This is a genomic window from Olleya sp. Ti.3.14, assembly GCF_038154885.1.
Taxonomy (GTDB): Bacteria; Bacteroidota; Bacteroidia; order Flavobacteriales; family Flavobacteriaceae; genus Olleya.
This window is the reverse complement of sequence record NZ_JBAKAO010000004.1, coordinates 190,702-211,916: the sequence shown is the minus strand read 5'-3', so window position 1 is coordinate 211,916 and position 21,215 is coordinate 190,702. Positions and strand designations below refer to the sequence as shown.

Here is a 21,215-nt window from a genome sequence, read left to right as displayed (position 1 = left end):
GGTAGTTTTAATACTAATACTTTATAATGAAATTACACCCAATACAAGCTGGTCATTTTAAACTAGATGGAGGTGCCATGTTTGGTGTTGTCCCAAAATCATTATGGACCAGAACCAATCCAGCAGATGCTAATAATTTAATAGATATCGCTGCACGTTGTTTATTAATTGAAGACGGAAACCGTTTGACACTAATTGACACAGGAATGGGAACCAAACAAAGCGAAAAGTTTTATGGTCATTACAACTTATATGGAGATGATACTATTGAAAAATCTTTAAAAGCAGTAGGTTTCTCTACAGACGATATTACAGATGTGTTTTTAACGCACTTACATTTTGACCATTCTGGAGGTGCTTTTAATTATAATAAAGACCGTACAAAATTAGAATCTGCCTTTAAAAATGCTCACTTTTGGAGCAATAAAGACCATTGGAAATGGGCAACAGAACCTAACAGACGTGAAGTTGCTTCGTTTTTAAAAGAAAACATATTGCCAATGGAACAAAGTGGACGACTAAAATTTACAGACCTTCCGCAGGATGATATTTTAAAAAATTCAGCTTTAGGTTTCGATATATTTTATGCCAATGGACATACAGACAAACAAATGATACCAATGATTAATTACAAAGGTAAAACCATTTGTTTTATGGCAGACTTATTACCAACCGTTGGACATTTACCTTTACCCTTTGTAATGGGTTATGATACAAGACCATTGTTGACGTTAGACGAAAAAGAAAAATTCCTGAATCTAGCAGCAGATAACAATTATTACTTATTTTTGGAACACGATGCACACAACGAAATAATGACTGTGCAACACACAGAAAAGGGCGTGCGATTAAAAGACACCTTTACTTGTAACGATATTTTTAATTAACAATTCAAAACAATTTATAATGAAGATTACCTATAAACCAATTTTATTTTCGGCTTTTGCTGCGATAGTTTTATCTAGTTGCGGTGGAAGTGCTCCAATATTATCTACACCTATAGAAAATATTGATAACACACCAATGAAAGAGTCTGCTTTAACAGACGCAGAAGCACACAATTGGGGACACTTAGATTTAGTAAAAGATACAATTCCTGGTATGAGTGTTGATAAGGCTTACGCCGAAATTATTAAAGGTAAAAAAGGACAGCAAATAATTGTTGCTGTTATTGATTCTGGAATAGATATTACACACGAAGATTTAGATGGTGTTATCTGGACTAACCCTAAAGAAATTGCAGGAAACGGAAAAGATGATGACAATAATGGTTACATCGATGATGTTCATGGATGGAACTTTTTAGGAGATGGTTATGACGAGCAGTTAGAAATGACGCGTATTGTTGCAACTGGAGACACAAGTATCCCAAGATATGCTGAAGCAGCAGAAAAACTAGAAAAAGACTACCAACAAGCCTTAAGTGGTAAGCAACGTTACGACCAAATATATGGTCAAGTAAGCAGCGCAAATAAAGTATTAACTGCACACTTTAAAAAAGAAGATTATACACCTGCAGAAGTTAACGCAATCACTGCAGAAGAAGGATCTGAATTAGCAACAGCAGTAGCTACAGCTAAATTTATGTATGCTAACGGGATGACATCTATTCCAGAAGCTGAAAAGCAAATTAAAGGTGGTGTAGAGTATTTTACAGACCAATTAAATGCTAACTTAAACAAAGACTTTAACGGTCGTAAAACAGGAGATAATCCAAACGATTTTAACGATAAGCCAGGTTACGGAAACGGAAACGTTATGCCAGTAAAAAAATCTGAAAGTCATGGTACACACGTTGCAGGTATTATTGCTGCAGAGCGTAACAATGGTTTAGGAGCAAATGGTGTTGCTAATAATGTAAAAATTATGTCCCTTCGTGCAGTACCAAATGGTGACGAGTACGATAAAGATATTGCAAAAGCAATTAGATATGCTGTAGACAATGGCGCTAAAGTAATTAACGGTAGTTTTGGTAAAAGCTTTTCTATGCACCCAGAATGGGTAAGAGATGCTATCAAATATGCAAGTGATAAAGGTGTAATTTTTGTACATGCTGCTGGTAACGATAGTAAAGATGTAGATGTTGAAGCAAACTTCCCTGATGACAATATTGATTATGTAGAGTTATCAAACACTTACATTCGTGTTGGTGCATTAGCACCAAGTTATGGTACAAAATTAGTTGCTGGTTTTTCTAACTACGGTAAGAAAAATGTAGATGTTTTTGCTCCAGGAGCTCAAGTATATTCTACAACTCCAGAAAACGAATATGATACTAAAGGTGGTACAAGTATGGCTGCTCCTGCTGTTGCAGGTGTTGCTGCTTTAGTTTGGTCACAATATCCAAAACTAACAGGTGCACAAGTAAAACAAATTATCATGGATTCTGGTTTAGCTGTACCATCAAAAGTAATTGTTGGTGGAGATGCTAAAAACATTCAACCATTTTCTCAGCTAAGTCAATCGGCTAAAATTGTAAATGCATATAACGCTTTGGTTATGGCTTCACAAATTTCTAAATAACAATTAATAATTCAAAAAAGCCTCAACCTATTATGTTGAGGCTTTTTTATTTCAATTTAAAACAATGAAAAAATTATTTCTTTTAATTTCCGCTTTTGGTATTTTATCGTCTTGTAATTCTACCAAACAAGTTGCTAGTTCATCTAGTAACGCAACAGATTCTAAATCTACCTATTGGCAACAACATGTAGATTATAAAATGGATATTGATATGGATGTAAACACGTATCAATACAATGGTAAACAAACGTTAGTGTATACTAATAACTCGCCAGATGTTTTAAATCGTGTGTACTATCATTTATATTTTAATGCCTTCCAACCAGGTAGCGAGATGGATGTACGTTCTCGTACCATTGAAGATCCAGATAGACGTGTTGGAGATCGTATTAGTAAATTGGCTCCAAACGAGATTGGTTACATTAAAGTAAAAAGCTTAAAGCAAGATGGTAAAACATTAAGCCATGAGACTGTTGGTACAGTTCTAGAAGTTGACTTAGCAAAACCTATTCAGCCAGGAGAAAGTGTAACTTTTACAATGGATTTTGATGCACAAGTACCACAACAAATTAGACGTTCTGGTCGTGATAATGCAGAAGGTGTTGCTTTATCAATGACGCAATGGTATCCTAAATTAGCAGAATATGATTTTGAAGGATGGCATGCTGACCCATACATTGGACGTGAGTTTCATGGTGTTTGGGGAGATTTTGAAGTAAATTTAACTATTGATAAAAATTACGTTGTTGGTGGTACAGGTTACCAACAAGGCGAAGCTGAAGTAAAAGGAAACAAAAAAACGTTACGTTTTAAAGCACCTAAAGTACATGACTTTACTTGGGCTGCAGATCCAGATTACATCCACGATACTATGCAAGTTCCTAATGGTCCTATGCTGCACTTTTATTACAAAAACGATTTACCAGCAGAAAATTTACAGTTTTGGAAAGATTTACAGCCTAAAACAGTACAATTAATGCAATATCTATCTGAAAACGTTGGAAAATATCCATACGATCAATACTCTGTTATACAAGGTGGAGATGGTGGAATGGAGTACGCTATGTGTACTTTAATTACAGGAAAACGTAGTTTTGGTAGTTTAGTTGGTGTTACTGCACACGAAATGGCACATACTTGGTTTCAATTTTTATTAGCTTCCAATGAAGCTAAACATGAATGGATGGACGAAGGTTTTACAAGTTACATAAGTGATTATGCAATGGATGCTATTAACAATACTAACCTAAAAAATCCAGCTGCTGGAGCATATAATGGGTATTACTATTTAGTAAAATCAGGTAAAGAAAAACCACAGTCAACTCATGCAGATCGTTATGAAACTAATATGGCTTACGGTATTACTGCTTATAATAAAGGATCTGTATTTTTATCTCAATTAGGATATATTATTGGAGAGGATAACCTAAAGAAAACGCTTAAAAAATATTTTGATGATTTTTCTTTTAAACACCCTAGACCACTTGATATTATTAGATCTGCTGAAAAGATTTCTGGTCTAGAGCTAGATTGGTATCTAATGGACTGGACACAGACTACAAATACGATTGACTATGCTATTACATCTCTAGAAGAAAATAATAGCATTACAACCGTTAATTTAGAGCGTATAGGATTAATGCCAATGCCTTTAGATATTGAGGTAGAATATACTGATGGTACAACAGAGCAATATTACATCCCGTTACAAATGATGCGTGGTGAAAAACCAGTCGTATCAACAACTAAAATTATAAACGATTGGGCTTGGGCATATCCAACCTATAGCTTTAGTATTAGTAAGCCAAAAAGCATGATTAAATCTATAACTATAGACCCAAATCAGTTAATGGCAGATATAGATAAAACTAATAATACTGTAAAACAGTAGATAGATTTAGATTAATTTATTTTAAAAAAGCTACAACTTAAGTTGTAGCTTTTTTGCTTTTTTAAACGATATATTTGATAAACTTAGAGCAATACATTATTATGAAAAAAATTATACTGCTTACCTTATGTGTCTTAATCTTTAATTGTAAAAAAAATTCAAACGATACTACCATACCTAACAGCTACAAGACCACTAAGATTAATAAAAAAAACACGAAACCTAACACTACGCAAGCTTTTTTAGAAAATGTAAAAAATTTAGAAAAAGATATTGCAACTAATCCTATAGAAGCATTCAAAAAATCTGCAAGTACACAAGCAAAAGAAGTAATATATATAACTAATGACAATCTTAATACTAGTTTAAACCTAGCTAAAAAACATACCTATGCAGTTATTACAGTGGAAGATCATACCATAATTAAACTAAATTTAAAAGACTGTAAACCATCAAATGCTTGGGATGCTTGCATGCCAAAAGCAGAAGGTTATATTAAAAAAGGAGACCTAATTTACCAAAATGATTATTGTAATAATATCATTGGATTACCAGATAATCAAGAGCGTATCTTATACTTGTTTTAAATAGTACAAATGTTAAACTTTTAATAATTTGTATATTAGCCTTTAATTAGATTTTAAACAGGATTACTTCTTGAACCATGCAGCAGATTGATCAAAAAATCACCACAATAATTAACCATTTTAATCTTAATAATTATGCGTTTTCAAAACGTATAGGTGTGACTGGTACAACTATTGACAGTATTATAAATGGACGTTTACAAAAGGATGGTACACGTAAAAAAACTAAGCCTGGTTATGATGTATTAAACGCTATTATTAATGTGTTTGATATCAATCCAAATTATCTATTTGGAAAAAGTAAAGTTATGCTCAATCAAGATTTACCCAGTAGTCCATCATTTTCTAGTGTGCCTCAGGTAATTTCGGTAACAAGTGATAATAACGAAAATGTAATTTATGTACCTATAAAAGCAAGAGCAGGCTACTTAAATGGCTATGCTGACACCCAGTATATTCAAACCTTACCTTCTTTTTATATGCCTAATCTTGCCCATGGTACGTTTAGGTGTTTTGAGGTCCAAGGTCACTCTATGGTTAGTACATTTTTTGATGGCGATTTAGTATTTGCTAAATATGTAGAACAATTAGAGGATATTAAAAACGATCAAATTTATGTTGTAATTAGCAAAAATGATGGTATTGTTTTAAAGCGTATTATTGACACCTCTACAACGGATAAAAAACTGATTTTAAAAAGTGATAACAAGGACGGAAATTATCCTGATTTTTCAATAAACATTGAAGATATTATGGAAATTTGGCACGTAAAAATGTTTGCATCTAAACAAATAGCTCAACCTGTTGATGTCTACGATAGGTTGCATGAACTTGAAACTAAATTAGTACAATTACAAGATTCAGTATTAAAAAAAGACTTAAAAAATAACTAATAATGCATCTTACTTATAATAAACACGAAAAACTTAAAAGCCAAAAAGCAATCGAAAAATTGTTTGAACAAGGTCAATCAGTGTCTGCTTATCCATTACGTATGGTATATTTAAAAAATGATACTACTTTAAAAGTTGGTGTATCTGCAAGTAAACGTAATTTTAAAAAAGCTGTAGATAGGATTCGTGTTAAACGCTTACTTAGGGAAGGCTACAGATTAAATAAAAATCTATTAATAGACAATAATAATGACCATTTCACGCTTATGATTTTATATCTTAGTAAAGAAATGCCAGATTTTGAGGTAATTAATCAAAAAATGAAAACGTTATTATCTAAATTTAATGACCAAATTTCTAAACCATAAGGACTTTTATTTTCAAAATTCTTATTGCATTTAGTTCAAAAAAAATATCATGAAAAACATATTAAAAAAACGTCTTATAATTCCAATATTGGCTGTTACCATTTTATTTACAGGTACTGCTTTTAAAAGCGATTTTTTTGAAATAGCTAAACAAATAGAAATATTCACTACCCTTTTTAAAGAGTTGAATATGAACTATGTGGATGAAACTAATCCTGCAGAATTAATGGATAATGCTATTAAAAATATGCTTAACGACTTGGATCCATATACAAAATTTTATAACGAGCAAGATGTAGAAGCAGAGCGTATACGTCGTACAGGAGATTATACAGGAGTTGGAGCAAGGATTAAGACACTAAAAGATAAATTATTGGTTATTGAGCCCTACAAAGACTATCCAGCAGACAAAGCAGGATTAAAAGCTGGTGACGAAATTACAGCAGTAGATGGCACAATACTAGATGGTTTTGATGGTGATGCTTCAGACCTTTTAAAAGGAACACCAAACTCTACATTAGAAATTACCTATAAACGTCAAGGAAAAACAAATACAACCACTGTTACACGATCTGAAATAGAAATTGATGCTGTTCCTCACTTTTCCATGATAGACGCTAAAACAGGTTATATTGTGCTTCAAAAATTTAACGAAAAAGCCTCTTTACAAACTGGTTATGCTTTAAAAGATTTAAAAGCACAAGGTGCGACACAAATAATCTTAGATTTAAGAGGTAATCCTGGTGGCTTATTAAACGAAGCGGTTAATGTAGTTAACCTATTTGTACCAAAGGGACAATTAGTAGTTACCACAAAATCTAAAGTAAAAAAATACAATAAAACCTATTACACATCAAAAGAACCTATAGACACAAACATCCCAATTGTAGTATTAATTGATGGTCGCAGTGCATCTGCATCAGAGATTGTTTCTGGGACACTACAAGACATTGATCGTGCAGTTATAGTTGGTTCTAGAAGTTTTGGTAAAGGACTAGTACAACGTCCTAAAAAACTAACTTATGGTACACAATTAAAAGTAACAATATCAAGATATTACACACCTTCTGGAAGATGTATACAGGCTTTAGATTATTGGAACAGAGATGACAACGGTAACGCTGTAAGAGTTAAACAAGAAAATTACAATGTCTTTAAAACTAAAAATGGTCGTAAAGTGTTTGATGGTGGTGGTGTCTTTCCTGACGAAGCGTTAGAGGTGACTAAAAATACAGCAATAACAGACGCTATTTTAAATAGTCAAAGCATATTTGATTTTGCAACAACCTATTACTATAACAATAAGATAGAAGATATTTCTAAATTTAAATTAACAGATACCGACTTTAATACCTTTAAAAACTACCTAAATACATCAGGTTTTGAGTTTGAAACTGAAACTGAAAAAGCACTTAAAAAAGCAATGGAAGTTTCAAAATCTGAAAATTTAGATGACGATATTAGCAAGGATTATAAAACCTTAATAACTAATCTAGACAATTCTAAAGCTAAAGCAGTTGAGAACAATAAAAAACAATTAATTAACTTATTAACAGACGAAATCGTTAAACGTTACGTCTACAGAGAAGGATTATATGAGTACTATAAAACTCATAATGAAGAGATTAAAACTGCAACAGATATTTTATCAAACACCTCTAAATACAATAGATATTTAAACTAATTAAGCCTACACATTTTAACATATTAAATTTTTGGTATATTTAATGCTAGTTTAAAATCATGAAGCATTTATTTTTAATATTACTATTAAGTACAACATTAGGTTTTTCGCAAAGCGAATTAACACATGATGTGTATTTTAATACAGACGAATACGACGTTCCTTTAACTGAAGAAAACCGTATTTTACTATTTATTTCTAACCTAGACACTATAGCAATTCAAAAAATATCTATCTATGGTTTTACCGATGATAGAGGCTCTAATGACTATAATTTAGAGTTATCACAAAACAGAGCAAATACAATTAAAGAGTTGTTTTCCGGTTACGGAATTGACGAAAATTTAATTACCAATGTAAACGGAAAAGGTGAAATACTACTAAAAGTTTTAAACGAAGAAGAAGTCCACCAAATAAGAGGATTAAACCGTAAGGTAGAAATTATTGTTACGCCAAAACTTCCCGAAAAAAAGACCATTATTAAACCTGAAGAAGTCACTGAAAATGATACAGAAGACAGTAAAAAAACTACAGATGACATAGCTAAAGGCACAATAAAAAAAGGAGATAAAATAACACTTGATAAAATTTATTTTAAAACCAGTTATAGTTATGTAACCTCAGAGTCTAAAAAGACTTTAGAGGATTTGGCTAAAATTTTAGTCGCTAAAAAAAACATCTATTTTACAATACAAGGTCATGTATGTTGCACACAAATGAGTCGTGATGCGGTAGATAAAAAAACCAAAAAACGCAATTTATCTGTAGCCAGAGCTAAATATATTTATGATTATTTAGCTAGAAAAGGCGTTGATAAAAAACGAATGAAATACGTAGGAATGCGTCGTAAATTTCCACTTGGTGGTGCTCCAGAACTAGACAGACGTGTGGAAATTTTAGTAACTTATGTAGGTAAAGAAGATTAATTAATCTTTAATCATCGCTACGTGTGGTATACCATCTTCTAGGTACTCCTCACCTATTTCAAAAAATTCTAAACCGTTGTAAAAACGTTTTAAATAACACTGTGCAGAAATCTTAATTTTAGTTTCGTTGTAATATGCTGCAATAGCTTCTATTGAGGCTTTCATTATAGCAACACCATATTTGTGTTGACGCTCATTATTAGCAACAACTACTCTACCTATACTAGAAAATTCAAAATAATCACCTGGTTTAAAAACACGTGTGTAAGCCACCACTTTTTTGTTTTTAAAACCTATAATGTGTAGTGCTTTTTGATCTTTACCATCAATATCCTGATACACACAATCTTGTTCAACCACAAAAACTTCACTTCGTAATTGTAAAATATCATACAACTCTTGTGTTGTTAATTGGTCAAAAGTTTTAGTTTGTATGTCTAACATAATAGTAAATAATTAAAGTAAAGTTATAAATTAGACTACAAGCTTATTAAGGTTGTAGTCTAATATAGGGTTATTAACAATTAACTGGTATTTTATCGACACGGTTTTGATGACGACCACCTTCAAACTTAGTTTCTAAAAATGTGTCTACCATAGCTATAGCTTGTTGTACAGCTGTATAACGTGCAGGAATACAAATAATATTAGCATCATTATGTTGTCTTGTTAATTCTGTAATCTCTTTAGTCCAGCAAATACCAGCTCTAACTTTTTGGTGTTTGTTAGCAGTCATTGCCACACCATTTGCGCTACCGCAAATTAAAATTCCAAAATCTACAGTATTATTTGCAACATCATTTGCAACAGGATGTACAAAATCTGGATAATCTACGCTGTCTGTTTGGTCAGTACCATAGTTATTAACAGTATAACCTTTTGCTTCTAAATGTTTAACGATAGCAAACTTATAGTCTGTGCCTGCATGATCGTTACCAATTGATATTTTCATAGTAGTAGTTGTGTTATTGTTTATTAGATTTCAAAGTTAATAATTGATTACAAGTATTAATAAGTAATAGCTATTAACTTATTCATAAAAATTAAATTCGTAATTATTTAAAAATCAATCACTATTATTAAATTGTTAACTACTCAGGATTAAGTATTAATTACTTGTTAATATCTTGTGATTGTTTTTTAAAACTTTTGTTAGGATTATCCAGTTAATTTTACAAACCAAAATTGGTTATTAACAACCAAAAAAGTTAGCCCTTTTTTTTTGCATACTTATCATTAAAAAAATTACAGATACCAACATCAATTTTTAAAATACTTATCAAAAATCTGTTGTCAACAGTCGTTATTAACAGTTGTTAATAACATAAGTATTTACTTTAAAACCAAATACTTTAGATAGCTAATAACTTGTTAATAGACTCTATTATTAAACAAATCAAATCAAAATCTAAAAAAGTTATACCGCTATTAACAAGCTATAATAATCACTATTTTTTTTTTTAAATTTAAAAGAAAATAAATGATATATAGTATATATGTGAATAACTCTAAATTCAAGATTTAATATTAGTTTAATATCCATTTAATTATAATAACGTAGCTTTGTATAAACTTAATAACCAATCTTCTCCTTGTATTAAGTTATAAATAACAGAATTTCAAGTATCTTAGAGATTCAATAGATTACAAATTAAATGACAAAAAAGAAACACAGGAAACCTTCAAATAATAAGATTTCCAACCTTACAAATACAATCTTAAGTATTTTAAAAAAAGAAAGAAACCAAAGCTTTAACTATAAGCAAATAGCAGCTAAAATAGGAGTTAATGATGCTAGTAGTCGTAATCAGATTATTAAAAAATTAGCGCAACTTAAAGCTAAAGAGGAGATTATAGAAACAGATCGTGGAAAATTTAAAGCAGTTGTTAACACTGAGTATCATACTGGTATTTTTGATGCAGCACAACGTGGTAACGGTTACGTTATTTGCGATGCTTTTGAGAACGATATTTATATAGCTTCTAACAATGTTAATAAAGCACTAAATGGTGACGAAGTAGAATTATACGTTTATAAACGAAGAAAACAAGGTAAGCTTGAAGGCGAGATTACCAATATTATCAAACGTGCTAAAACTGAGTATGTTGGTATTATACAAATACACGAAAAGAAAAACTTTGCTTTTGTTGTTGTAGATGGTAATAAAATGAAAACTGACATTTTTGTGCCAATTAATAAAACTTTAAAAGCCCAAGATGGCGATAAAGTTGTGGTTACAATGGAGGATTGGCCAGACAAAGCAGATTCACCCAATGGTCGTGTAATTAAAGTTTTAGGTAAAGCAGGTGAGCATAATACAGAAATACATTCTATACTAGCAGAATATGGTTTACCATACGAGTTTCCAACTGAAGTAGAGGATTATGCAAATTCTATTGACTTAAATATTACTGCAGAAGAAATAGCAAAACGTCGTGATATGCGTAAAGATTTAACCTTTACTATAGATCCAAAAGATGCTAAAGATTTTGATGATGCACTATCATTTACAGTTTTAGATAATGGTTTATATGAAATAGGAATCCATATCGCAGATGTATCACACTACCTTAAGGAAAATACTGTTTTAGATGACGAAGCTTATGAGCGTGCAACTTCAGTATACTTAGTAGATAGAGTAGTACCTATGTTACCAGAAATTTTATCTAATGGTGCTTGTTCATTACGTCCTCATGAAGAGAAATATACGTTTTCAGCAGTATTCAAAATTAATGATAAAGCCGAAATTAAAGACCAATGGTTTGGTCGTACAGTAACGTATAGTGATGCTCGTTTTGCTTATGAAGAAGCACAGGCAATCATTGAAAATAACATTACTTTTAACAAAGCCGAAATTATTTCTAATCCAGAAAAAATAGATACAACCATTCCAAACGAAGTATCATTAACTGGTAAACAGTATAATACAACTCCAGAAATAGCACAAGCGGTTTTAAAATTAGACGAGCTAGCTAAAAAAATGCGTAATAAACGTATGCAATCAGGAGCTATTAGTTTTGATAAAGTAGAAGTTAAATTCTCTTTAGATCAAGATACAAATCCTATTGGTGTTCACTTTAAAACTAGTAAAGATGCTAACAAGTTAATAGAAGAATTTATGCTTCTGGCTAACAAAAAAGTATCAGAGTTTGTTTCTAAAATGAAACCAGAAAAAACTTTTGTTTACCGTGTTCATGACGAGCCAGATGAAAGTAAACTAGCTGCTTTACAAGGCGTAGTTGCAAAGTTTGGTCATAAACTAAACTTTAAAAGTAAAGCCGGAATTGCATCATCTTTAAACCAGTTATTAACAGATGTTCAAGGTAAAAAAGAACAAAATTTAGTAGATACTTTAGCAATTAGAACCATGTCTAAAGCAGAGTATACCACTAAAAATATAGGACATTACGGTTTGGCTTTTGGCGATTATTCTCACTTTACCTCACCAATTAGACGTTATCCAGATGTCATGGCACATAGATTGTTACAACGTTATTTAGATGGCGAAAAAAGTGCTAATCAAGAGGAATATGAAGAGAAGTGTAAACATTCTAGTAACATGGAATATTTAGCAACTAAAGCTGAACGTGACTCGATTAAATACATGCAAATTAGATTTATGCAAGACCATCAAGACGAGGAATTTGTTGGTGTAATTTCTGGTGTAACCGATTGGGGAATTTATGTAGAGATTATCTCTAATAAATGTGAAGGTATGGTTAGAATTAGAGATATTAATGACGATCATTATGATTTTGATCAAGAGCAATTTGCATTAGTTGGACGTAATACTAAAAAAGTTTATCAACTTGGAGATGAGGTCATTGTTAAAGTAAAACAAGCCGATTTAGTAAAACGTCATCTTGACTTTAACCTAATTGGTAAGCACGAAGGTTAATAGTGACTAACCTTTTTTAACCCTTAAAAATTTTAAAAAATGTATCAATTAACTTTAAGTTTTTGATACATTTTTTTTTAGCCAGTATATAGTTTTCGTTATTAACAGTAACTTTTTATTACATTTAACTACTAATATTTAAAATCAATAACCATGATATTAACAACAACAAATTCTATTGAAGGATTTAGAATAATTGAATACAAAGGGATTATAACCGGAACCTCTTTTGAGACTAAAACAAAATTTTCTTTTAAGACCGAAAAAAATAAAGAGTTAACAACAGACGTTATAAACGAAGCAAAGGAACATGCTTTTCAAGAGTTACAAACCAATGCAAGCAATTTAAATGCAAATGCAGTGGTTGGCATAAATGTTGATTTTGAAACCGTAAATGGCTCTTATTTTTTTGTTTCAGTAACAGGAACAGCAGTAAGCGTAGCGCCTCAAAAATAAATAGTTAGTCTTTTTATTTTTTTAGTGTGTTTATAAATAAAAACTAATATTACTAAAAGTGTAACACTTGCAAAAAAGAAGCCTCTTTATTAAAACAAAACCTTTTTTAAAATGAAAAATTTATTAGTTACAGTTTTCTTTTTAGCAACAACTTTAATTTTTGCTCAAAATCCAAAAAACAAAAATGTTGGTGATTTTAACGAAGTTAAAGTCTTTGACTTAATTAAAGTAAGTCTTGTAAAATCAGACGAAAATAAAGTTATGATTACTGGAGAGGATATAGATGACGTAGAGATTATAATTAAAAACAATACCTTAAAAGTACGCATGAAATTTGATCGTAGTTTTGATGGTACTAAAACTTTTGTAGCTGTGCATTACACAGATTTAAAAGTAATTGATGCTAATGAAGGAGCCATAGTTGTTGGTAACGAGTTAATAACTCAGGACAGTATAGAGCTTCGTGCACAAGAAGGTGCTTCTATAATTGTTGGATTAGACGTTAATACAGTTAATGTAAGAGCTGTTTCTGGAGGTATTGTAGAAACTAGAGGTAAAGCCAACACGCAAGACATTACGCTTAATACAGGAGGTATTTATGAAGGTCGTGATTTTGAAACAAAAAATACAACAGTAAAAGTTAGAGCAGCTGGTGAAGCAGAGGTTAAAGCAAGCGATTCTGTAGATGCACGTATTACAGCAGGTGGAACCATTGATATTTATGGAGATCCACAAATAGTAACTAAAAAGCACACGTTTGGAGGTTCTATTTCTGTAAAAAATGATTAAATAACTTAACCAGATTTATAATAAGGCTTCAAATTTAATTTGAAGCTTTTTTTATTTGTAGCTATAGTACTATGTGTTAATTAAATATTTTCTTTACTTTGTAATAAACACAATTAAAATCAATGTTTGACGATATACTTGCAGCTATCCCTTTTGGTATAATACTTTCTTTTACCGTAGGACCTGTATTTTTTGTATTGTTAGAAACTAGTGCTACTAAAGGGGTAAGAAGTGCATTAATATTTGATGCTGGTGTAATTTTAGCCGATATTTTATTTATTGTAGTCGCCTTTTTTAGTACTGAAAGGTTACTTGGTAAAATTGAAAATGACCCTAATTTTATAATATTTGGTGGTGTATTATTGGTGTTTTATGGCATAATTTCGTTTGTTAAAACATCGCGATCGTTTAGATCCATTGTTAAAGAATATCATAAAGTAGAATTTAAAAAAGGCTACGGTAAATTATTTGTCAAAGGATTTTTACTTAACTTTATTAACATTGGTGTCTTATTAGGTTGGTTAGGTTTTATAGTTTTGGCAAGTAAAATTACAACTTCGCATAACGGAGTAATTGTTTTTGTTACAACCATGTTGGTTGCCTATTTTGTGACAGATCTAGTAAAAATTATTGCAGCTAAAAGACTTAAAAATAAATTAACGCCACGTCTTATTTTTAAAACTAAAAAAATTATTGCTTTAGTTATTTTAGGATTTGGTATTTTGCTGTTAGCACAAGGTTTTTTTCCAGAAGAAAAAGAAAAAATTAAAGAAAAGCTTGAGCAAATTAATCCATTATAATTTGTTTTATGAGTACTTTTCAACCTAAAAAAAATACCTTACTTCTTCGTATTTGTATTTCAATTTTACTTTTAGGTATCTTATTTAAAATTATGCATTGGCCAAATGCATATGATTTATTGACCTTTAGTTTTAGTGGTATTTTGATATTATATCCCATTCGTTTTTATTTTAAACAAGACAAAGAAACCATGGATTATATTAAAGTTATTATGATTGTTTTGTGGTGTTTAAACTTTCTTCTTGGATTTAATCAAGTATTTGGTTTTAGTATTTTAATAATACTATTTGGTTGGTGGTTATTAACAGAAAGTGCTAATTATTTTAATAACAATAAACTTGTCCTTTCCAATATTGCACAAAAAGTATATTACGGCTTTATAGCTATTAGTATTGGTGGTATTGCTTTTGGAATTCTTTTTAAAATTCAACATTGGCCTTACGCTAATGTATTATTTACGTTAGGTGTTTTTTTGGCTTCTATATTAGTAATTGTAGACTATTTTGTAAGACGCAAAACGGAATATGTCTAAAACGCAATATCATATTTACGTTGTGGAATTGTCAAAAAAAGTATTTACTCAAAATACTAAGTTTAGAGCTGCTAATCCACAGTTTAATGGTGTTTTAGAGTGTTTATATGTTGGTATGACTAGCAAAACGCCCAAAGAGCGTTTTTTACAACATAAAACTGGCTACGTAAACAAAAAGGGACATAAGTTATCGTCTAACATTGTCCAGAAATATGGCATGTATTTAAGACCTAGTTTATACAATCATATTGGACCAATTGCAACTAGAGCAGAAGCTTTAAAAATGGAAGAAGCATTAGCTTTAGACTTACGTCGAAAAAAATATGCAGTCTGGTTTAACTAACTTGTCATTGCGAGATACGTAGCAATCTTTTCATAATTTTTAATCATAATTAGAAAAAATAAATGTTTTATCTAAGTTTTATAATTACATGATTGTTATTGTGTAACCTGCTTTTAATCTTTTAAAATTCATATAAAATAAAGACATAAAAAAAAGCGCTACTTATAAAGTAACGCTTTCTTGAGGTGTCGAGCGGATTCGAACCGCTGTAGATGGTGTTGCAGACCACTGCCTAGCCACTCGGCCACGACACCCTTAATAGGACAGCAAATATAAAAATAATTACCGTTTTACCCTATTTCTGTTAGTTTTTTCTTTTTTCTGTTAATTCTACTGTAACCATCTGTACATCACCACCAATTGGAGGATTTATTTTACTTACAGCAACCGTTGCAATAGTAATTAATGTATCTTCTTTAAAAATACGATCTAAAATACGCTTAGCAACATGCTCTAAAAGTGCACTTGGTGTCGCCATTTCTTCAACCACAACTTTGTTTAAAAATACGTAATCTACTGTATCTTCTAATTTATCAGATGTTGTACTTTTTTGTAAATCTGCTTTTACTTTTAAATTTACTAAATAGTCGCTTCCAATAGCAGTTTCTTCTTTTAAACAACCATGATATGCAGTAACGCGTATATTTTCAACTTTAATTATTCCCATTTTCTTTAAATTTTGAGCAAAAGTACCTAAAATAGTAGTTTACTAAATTTTTAAAGTGTGGTTAAATTCATTTCAACTAAAAAATAACTAATTTTACAGCTTATTATTAAGTTGATGTAATAGCAATAATCAATTACAATAAAGCAAAGCACGTATGTCTGAAGATAAAAAGTCACTCAATTTTTTAGAGCAAATTATAGAAGAAGATTTAACCAATGGTTTAGATCAAAGTAAACTACGTTTTAGATTTCCGCCAGAACCAAATGGGTATTTACATATTGGTCATACTAAAGCAATTGGTATTAGTTTTGGTTTAGGCGAAAAATATAACGCACCAGTTAACCTTAGGTTTGACGATACTAATCCAGCAAAAGAAGAGCAGGAGTATGTAGATGCTATTAAAGAGGATATCTCTTGGTTAGGTTACAAATGGGCAAACGAGGTATACTCGTCAGATTATTTTCAAATTCTATTTGATTGGGCTGTACAGTTAATAAAAGATGGTAAAGCGTATGTAGATTCTCAATCTTCTGTCGCTATGGCAGAACAAAAAGGGACACCAACACAACCAGGAGTTGATGGACCATTTAGAAATAGAACTGTAGCAGAAAATCTTGACCTTTTTATGCGCATGAAAAATGGCGAGTTTAATGAAGGGGAACATATTTTACGTGCTAAAATAGACATGCAACATCCTAACATGTTAATGCGTGATCCATTAATGTATCGTATTTTAAAGAAAGCACATCACAGGACAGGAGATGATTGGTGTATTTATCCAATGTATGACTGGACGCATGGAGAGAGTGATTATATAGAGCAAATATCACACAGTTTATGCTCACTAGAGTTTAAGCCTCACAGAGAGCTTTACGACTGGTTTAAGGAGCAAGTATATGATTATTCTAAATCAGAGTATCCAATGCAACCTAAACAACGTGAGTTTGCACGTTTAAACCTTAGTTATACTATCATGAGTAAACGTAAGTTACTTAAATTAGTAGAAGAAGGTATTGTAAACGGTTGGGATGATCCACGTATGCCTACAATTTCTGGGTTACGTCGTCGTGGTTTTACACCAACAGCTATCAGAAAATTTGTTGAAACTGTTGGAGTCGCTAAACGTGATAATATTATTGATGTTGCACTTTTAGAGTTTTGTATACGTGAGGATTTAAACAAAAAAGCACCACGTGTAATGGCAGTTTTAGACCCTTTAAAAGTGGTTATTACAAATTATCCTGAAGACAAAGAAGAATGGTTAGAAGCAGAAAATAACCAAGAAGATGATGCAGCAGGTTTTAGAAAAGTACCTTTTTCTAGAGAAATATATATAGAAAAAGAAGATTTTAAAGAGGAAGCTAGTAGTAAGTTTTTTAGACTAAAACTAGGCGGAGAAGTGCGTCTTAAAAATGCTTATATCATTAAAGCAGATAGCGTTGTTAAAGATGCTAATGGAAATATAACTGAAGTACATTGTACATACTCTGAAGACACAGAACGTCGTATTAAAGGGACTTTACATTGGGTAAGTATTAAACATGCAGTTAAAGCTGAGGTTAGAGAATACGACAGATTATTTTTAGACGAAGCACCAGATAGTCACGAGGATAAAGATTTTATGGAGTTTATTAATCCAAACTCTTTAAAAATTATAGACGCTTTTGTGGAGCCTAGTTTAAAAGAAGCTAAGGTAGGAGAGCAGTTTCAGTTTCAACGTTTAGGATATTTTAATGTGGATAACGACTCTAAAGCAGACGCTTTAGTATTTAATAAAACTGTTGGTTTACGTGATAGTTGGGCAAAACAAAAACCAGCTGCTAATGCGCAAAATAACCAACAAAAACAACCACAACAAAACAATCGTCCTGCTATAGAGCAAATAAAATCATATGGTAAAAAATATGATAGGATGAAGCCAGAACAACAAGATAAGGCTAAAGCCGAAATACAAGCACTAGCAAAAGACGTTGCTTATCAAGATTTAGAACCACTATTTGGTACAGCAGTTAAAAAAGTAGGCACTCGTGTTATTACTATGATAACCTTAGGTGTTTTACTTGATAATGGTTTAGATAAAAACGAAGCGATAACCGACTTTATTAACAAAGCGTTGGAAGACAAAAGTGAGCTTTTAGTAAACGAAGCTAAAGCGCTTAACTAACAATTTAAAAACCTATCAAATGTAAAAATTTGATAGGTTATTTTTTTTCTATTGAAACAATTCAAAGCATTTCTACTTTTTTTATTAGTTTGTATATATAATACAAACGCACAAGAGTATCCTGTTATTAGTGACATGGTAACAGATAATGCTTCTATATTTAGTACTAAACAAGCCCAACTTTTAAGAGATAAATTAACTGCTTTTGAAGTCAGAACAACACATGAAATTGTTGTACTAACCATACCAGATTTGGATGGTGAAAATATTGAGTATTATGCGTATTCTGTATTTAATCAAGAAGGTAATAACTTTGGTAAAGTAGATGTTGACAATGGTATTTTAATTTTAATAGCTATTAATGACAAGAAGGTTAGGATAGAAGTAGGAGATGGTTTAGAGCCTATTATTACAGACGCTTTTGCATCTAGAGTTATTAGACATAGGATAACACCACTTTTTAAACAAGGTCGTTTTTTTGAAGGTATTGATGATGCAACCTCAGAGCTTATTAAATTAATTGATGATCCAATTTATGCTAACGAGTTTTCTAATTTTATAAATAAAGAAGCAGTATCAACAAACGATAAGTCTACAGATGGTGTACATGTTATAACCAAGCTTATTGTATCTATTATCTTATTATTTGTTTATTTCTGGATAGGTATTTATGCGTATTACAGACTCGTTATTAAACAAAGTTTTAAAACATTTAAACTTAAATTACTATATAACGATCATAGGACTAAGTTTATAGTCTATGCTACGTTAGCATTATTAGTTATTAATAGTTTTTACGTTATTTTCCTGAAATTATTTTTAGGTTTATTGATAACAGGCTTTTTATCCATTTTTGTATTTATAGGCTATTTTGTGTTATTAAAATTAGCTTTTACTAGAGCAATACTTATTTTTAAAAGTCTTTTTACAGGACAATTAGGTGCTTTTATTTATCTGTTTTATATACCAACAACAGTATTTTTATTTGTTGCAGGATTTATATTTGGTTCAATGCCAATTGTAATGGGTTTCTTTTTTTTGCTTGATATTGTTTTTAATAAAGATATAAACAGTGTAATGGCAAACGTAGATTTTATTTATGTCTTAGGTGGTTTTATATTTGTTATTATACTGTTTCATTTTATAGCCATATATTTTGCTATTTATCAAATTAAAGGAGAATATAATAAGTCGTTTGGATTTTCATTTTTTAAGCGCGATGCTAAATTATCAATTACATTAAATCCAGGTTCTGCTAGAGGGTATTCCTCGTCAGGTGCATCAAGCTATTCCTCGTCGTCTTATTCTTCGTCAAGGTCATCATCTTCAAGCAGTAGTTATTCTGGAGGTGGAGGACGATCCTCTGGAGGAGGTGCAAGTGGTAGTTGGTAATACTTTAGGAGACTTTTACAGCATGTATTTTGTAAAGTTTTATATTAATACAGACTAATTAATTAGTTATTAGTCTTTTATTTATACTCGTGATTCACTTTAAAATTTATAAATCGGTTATAGATCTTCCTGATTATTGGGATGCTTTACCGACTAATGATTTGTTTTTAAAAACTCCTTTTTTAAAAGCCTTAGAACACTCTTGTCCAAAAAATATTAGTACTAATTATATTGGCATTTTTAAGGATAATAATTTGGTAGGAATAGCAATTATACAACGCGTTAAACTTTACCTTGATGATGTCTTTAGAAATCCTACAGATAATGCTTTAAAACGTCTTACAAAAGCTTTAATAGCTACTGTAGTTAGAGGTAATGCTTTAATTATTGGTAATTTGATGCATACTGGTCAACATGGTCTGTATTATAATACTAAAATGATTTCTCAAACCCTGTTTTTGGATACTATTTTTAAAGTTATTGACGCGTTATCAATTCAAATTAAAAAAGAAGACAATAAACGTGTTAGAATGATTTGTTTTAAAGACTATTTTGAAAGTGATAGTATCCATCAAAATCAACATTTATTTACTAAAAATAAATTGTATAAATTACAAGTCCAGCCTAATATGGTTTTAACAATTCCATCAAGTTGGAGTAGTAGTCAAGCGTATGTTGTAGCATTAAACAAAAAGTACAGAAGTCGTTATAAATCTGCTTTAAAAAAAGCATCAGATGTTATTAAAAAGGAATTAGATTTAAATGAAATAAATTTAGCTTCGGAAGCTATATATATGTTATATAAAAACGTTTCGGATAATGCTAAGGTTAATTCTTTTGTGTTGGATAAAAGGCATTTTTTCAACTTAAAAAAAGAATTAGATCAAGATTTTAGGCTGTTTGGGTATTATCTAAATGATCAATTAATAGGGTTTTATACCTTAATTTTAAACAATAACCAGTTAGAAACTTACTTTTTAGGTTATAATCCGGATTTTCAATCCAAGTACCAATTGTATTTAAATATGTTGTATGATATGTTAGATTTTGCAATTGTAAATGGGTTTAAAAAGGTGGTTTATGCTAGAACTGCTATGGAGATTAAAAGCTCAGTTGGTGCTAAGCCTACTGCTATGAGTATTTATATTAAGCATACTGACAATTTTATTTTAAATCCAACTTTAAAGTACATTGTAAACACATTAAATCCTACTTTAAAATGGGAGGAAAGACATCCATTTAAATAAGACTTTAGTAAATCTTTAGCATTATATTTTTTGTTTTGAAACGTCTTTAGGTT

At 30.8% G+C, this 21,215-nt stretch carries 20 protein-coding genes and 1 tRNA gene; 17 read left to right on the top strand and 4 right to left on the bottom strand.

Going from position 1 to position 21,215, the window contains the following annotated elements:
• The first annotated feature begins 26 nt into the window (after window positions 1-26).
• The 8 genes from V6251_RS08320 to V6251_RS08285 all read left to right on the top strand — a co-directional run bounded on the left by V6251_RS08320 (window position 27) and on the right by V6251_RS08285 (window position 8,872).
• A complete protein-coding gene (locus V6251_RS08320; RefSeq protein ID WP_341587844.1) occupies window positions 27-887 on the top strand; it encodes an MBL fold metallo-hydrolase in 861 nt (286 codons plus the stop codon).
• Between the two features lie 19 nt (window positions 888-906).
• Window positions 907-2,523 carry a S8 family peptidase gene (locus tag V6251_RS08315; protein WP_341587843.1) on the top strand — a complete coding sequence of 539 codons (1,617 nt, stop codon included), beginning with the start codon at window positions 907-909 and terminating at the stop codon, window positions 2,521-2,523.
• 64 nt (window positions 2,524-2,587) lie between these two features.
• Window positions 2,588-4,414 (top strand): M1 family metallopeptidase, encoded by a 1,827-nt coding sequence (locus tag V6251_RS08310; protein ID WP_341587842.1) that lies wholly within the window; start codon window positions 2,588-2,590, stop codon window positions 4,412-4,414.
• A 101-nt stretch (window positions 4,415-4,515) separates the two neighbouring features.
• The gene (locus tag V6251_RS08305) at window positions 4,516-5,001 is read left to right on the top strand and encodes a hypothetical protein (protein WP_341587841.1); all 486 of its coding nucleotides are present in this window, start codon (window positions 4,516-4,518) and stop codon (window positions 4,999-5,001) included.
• Window positions 5,002-5,078: 77 nt separating this feature from the next.
• The gene (locus V6251_RS08300) at window positions 5,079-5,894 is read left to right on the top strand and encodes a S24 family peptidase (RefSeq protein WP_341587840.1); all 816 of its coding nucleotides are present in this window, start codon (window positions 5,079-5,081) and stop codon (window positions 5,892-5,894) included.
• A 2-nt stretch (window positions 5,895-5,896) separates the two neighbouring features.
• Entirely contained in the window at window positions 5,897-6,262 is a 366-nt protein-coding gene (gene rnpA / locus V6251_RS08295; RefSeq protein WP_341587839.1) for a ribonuclease P protein component, read from the top strand.
• 49 nt (window positions 6,263-6,311) lie between these two features.
• Window positions 6,312-7,946: a S41 family peptidase gene (locus tag V6251_RS08290; RefSeq protein WP_341587838.1), complete on the top strand. Its 1,635-nt coding sequence runs from the start codon at window positions 6,312-6,314 to the stop codon at window positions 7,944-7,946.
• A gap of 59 nt (window positions 7,947-8,005) precedes the next feature.
• Complete coding sequence (locus V6251_RS08285; protein WP_341587837.1) at window positions 8,006-8,872, top strand: OmpA family protein; 867 nt, start codon at window positions 8,006-8,008, stop codon at window positions 8,870-8,872.
• Here the strand turns inward: V6251_RS08285 and V6251_RS08280 are convergent, their stop codons facing one another.
• Together V6251_RS08280 and rpiB are read right to left on the bottom strand one after the other, a co-directional pair.
• Entirely contained in the window at window positions 8,873-9,316 is a 444-nt protein-coding gene (locus V6251_RS08280) for a GNAT family N-acetyltransferase (protein WP_341587836.1), read from the bottom strand.
• Between the two features lie 73 nt (window positions 9,317-9,389).
• On the bottom strand, window positions 9,390-9,824 hold the full coding sequence (gene rpiB, locus V6251_RS08275) for a ribose 5-phosphate isomerase B (RefSeq protein ID WP_341587835.1): 435 nt from the start codon (window positions 9,822-9,824) through the stop codon (window positions 9,390-9,392).
• 703 nt (window positions 9,825-10,527) lie between these two features.
• Here rpiB and V6251_RS08270 point away from each other — a divergent pair.
• The 6 genes from V6251_RS08270 to V6251_RS08245 all read left to right on the top strand — a co-directional run bounded on the left by V6251_RS08270 (window position 10,528) and on the right by V6251_RS08245 (window position 15,692).
• Complete coding sequence (locus V6251_RS08270; RefSeq protein WP_341587834.1) at window positions 10,528-12,771, top strand: ribonuclease R family protein; 2,244 nt, start codon at window positions 10,528-10,530, stop codon at window positions 12,769-12,771.
• Between the two features lie 153 nt (window positions 12,772-12,924).
• Complete coding sequence (locus V6251_RS08265) at window positions 12,925-13,227, top strand: YbjQ family protein (RefSeq protein WP_145005022.1); 303 nt, start codon at window positions 12,925-12,927, stop codon at window positions 13,225-13,227.
• A 111-nt stretch (window positions 13,228-13,338) separates the two neighbouring features.
• A complete protein-coding gene (locus V6251_RS08260) occupies window positions 13,339-14,016 on the top strand; it encodes a head GIN domain-containing protein (RefSeq protein WP_341587833.1) in 678 nt (225 codons plus the stop codon).
• A 122-nt stretch (window positions 14,017-14,138) separates the two neighbouring features.
• Window positions 14,139-14,816: a LysE family translocator gene (locus V6251_RS08255; protein ID WP_145005016.1), complete on the top strand. Its 678-nt coding sequence runs from the start codon at window positions 14,139-14,141 to the stop codon at window positions 14,814-14,816.
• Between the two features lie 8 nt (window positions 14,817-14,824).
• Window positions 14,825-15,349 (top strand): hypothetical protein, encoded by a 525-nt coding sequence (locus V6251_RS08250; RefSeq protein WP_341587832.1) that lies wholly within the window; start codon window positions 14,825-14,827, stop codon window positions 15,347-15,349.
• Window positions 15,342-15,692, top strand: coding sequence for a ribose-5-phosphate isomerase (locus V6251_RS08245; protein ID WP_292948187.1), 351 nt, complete (start codon window positions 15,342-15,344; stop codon window positions 15,690-15,692). Before V6251_RS08250 ends, V6251_RS08245 begins: the two co-directional genes overlap by 8 nt.
• 183 nt (window positions 15,693-15,875) lie before the next feature.
• On the opposite strand, the gene V6251_RS08240 is transcribed toward V6251_RS08245, so the two are convergent.
• Together V6251_RS08240 and folB are read right to left on the bottom strand one after the other, a co-directional pair.
• Window positions 15,876-15,946, bottom strand: a tRNA-Cys gene (locus V6251_RS08240).
• Window positions 15,947-15,996: 50 nt separating this feature from the next.
• Window positions 15,997-16,359, bottom strand: a complete 363-nt coding sequence (folB, locus tag V6251_RS08235; protein ID WP_028282533.1) for a dihydroneopterin aldolase — start codon at window positions 16,357-16,359, stop codon at window positions 15,997-15,999.
• A gap of 154 nt (window positions 16,360-16,513) precedes the next feature.
• On the opposite strand from folB, the gene V6251_RS08230 reads away from it, so the two are divergent.
• The 3 genes from V6251_RS08230 to V6251_RS08220 all read left to right on the top strand — a co-directional run bounded on the left by V6251_RS08230 (window position 16,514) and on the right by V6251_RS08220 (window position 21,162).
• Window positions 16,514-18,523 carry a glutamine--tRNA ligase/YqeY domain fusion protein gene (locus V6251_RS08230; protein ID WP_341587831.1) on the top strand — a complete coding sequence of 670 codons (2,010 nt, stop codon included), beginning with the start codon at window positions 16,514-16,516 and terminating at the stop codon, window positions 18,521-18,523.
• A gap of 51 nt (window positions 18,524-18,574) precedes the next feature.
• Complete coding sequence (locus tag V6251_RS08225) at window positions 18,575-19,915, top strand: TPM domain-containing protein (protein ID WP_341587830.1); 1,341 nt, start codon at window positions 18,575-18,577, stop codon at window positions 19,913-19,915.
• An 89-nt stretch (window positions 19,916-20,004) separates the two neighbouring features.
• Complete coding sequence (locus V6251_RS08220) at window positions 20,005-21,162, top strand: GNAT family N-acetyltransferase (RefSeq protein WP_341587829.1); 1,158 nt, start codon at window positions 20,005-20,007, stop codon at window positions 21,160-21,162.
• Window positions 21,163-21,215 lie beyond the last annotated feature (53 nt).